Origin of the sequence: Lichenihabitans sp. Uapishka_5 (assembly GCF_033947565.1) — a bacterium.
Taxonomy (GTDB): domain Bacteria; phylum Pseudomonadota; class Alphaproteobacteria; order Rhizobiales; family Beijerinckiaceae; genus Lichenihabitans.
This window is the reverse complement of sequence record NZ_JARPVX010000196.1, coordinates 1-1,397: the sequence shown is the minus strand read 5'-3', so window position 1 is coordinate 1,397 and position 1,397 is coordinate 1. Positions and strand designations below refer to the sequence as shown.

Genomic DNA, 1,397 nt, shown 5'->3' with positions numbered 1-1,397 from the left:
GAGCTATGTGGGAAACTGGGTGACGACGGTGGTTTGAAGGCGGCGTATCGAGGCGGGTGTCCAGCCTGCCAGAACCTCTCACCGAGAGCGATACGCCATGAACGAGCCTATCAATGTTGTCCGCCTTCGTCCGCCTGACGATATCGATGATCCCCTGACCGATGTGCTGCGCGCCGGTGCGCGTCGGCTGCTCGTCCAAGCCGTCGAACTGGAAGCCGAGGCGTTCCTGGCCGGCATGCAGGAGCTGCGGCTGCCGGACGGGCGGGCTCGTCTGGTCCGTCACGGTCATGGCCCCGAGCGACCGATCCAGACCGGGATCGGTGCTGTCGGGGTCTCGCGCGTGAAGATCCGCGATCGTGGTGCCGCGTCCGATGACGAGAGGGTCCGCTTTTCGTCGGCGATCCTGCCGAAGTGGTCACGGCGGACGCGCAGCCTGGATGCGCTGTTGCCCGTGCTGTACCTGCGCGGGGTCTCGACCGGCGACTTCCAGGAGGCGCTGACGGCGTTGCTCGGCAAGGACGCTCCGAACCTCTCGCCCTCGGTCATCAGCCGTCTCACCGCCGAGTGGCAGGCCGAGTACGCGCGCTGGCAGACGCGGGATCTGTCAGCGCGGCGGTATGTCTACGTGTGGGCCGACGGCGTCTACCTGCAGGCCCGGATGGAGAACCAGGCGGAGTGCATGCTCGTGCTGATCGGGGCGACACCCGAGGGCAGGAAGGAGTTGGTCGGCTTCCAGGCCGGTGTGCGGGAGAGCGCCCAGAGCTGGCGCGAACTGCTCGTCGAGGTGAAACGGCACGGCCTGGCCGTGGCGCCAGAACTGGCGATCGGAGACGGCGCGCTCGGCTTCTGGAAAGCCGTCGAGGAGATCTACCCCGGCACACGGCACCAGCGCTGCTGGGTGCACAAGACCGCCAACGTGCTCAACAAGGTGCCGAAATCCATCCAGGCCCCGATGAAGGACGACCTGCGTGAGGTCCACGGCGCGCCGACCCGAGCCGCGGCCGAAGCGGCGATCACCGTCTTCAACGAGAAGTACGGGGCGAAGTACCCCAAAGCCGTCACCTGCCTGACCAAGGACCGCGAGGCGCTCCTGACCTTCTTCGATTTCCCGGCCGAGCACTGGGACCACTTGCGAACTTCAAACCCCATCGAGAGCGTCTTCGCCACCGTCCGGCACAGGACGGTGCGCACCAAGGGCTCGCTCTCGCCGACCACGGCCCGGCTCATGGTTTTCAAGCTGGTGATGGCCGCCTCGAAGACTTGGCGGCGCTTGAAAGGCGAGAACCAGTTGCCCAAGGTCGTCGCCGGTGTCACCTTCCGTGACGGGACCGAGGTCCTCGACCGCACGTCAGACCGCGCCGCCTGACTGCCGCGTCACCCAAATTCCCGCGTAGCTC

The 1,397-nt window shown here is 66.7% G+C and carries 1 protein-coding gene; it reads left to right on the top strand.

The window, feature by feature from the left end:
* Window positions 1–97 precede the first annotated feature (97 nt).
* A complete protein-coding gene (locus tag P7D22_RS23115) occupies window positions 98–1,366 on the top strand; it encodes an IS256 family transposase (RefSeq protein ID WP_319936586.1) in 1,269 nt (422 codons plus the stop codon).
* Window positions 1,367–1,397: the final 31 nt, after the last annotated feature.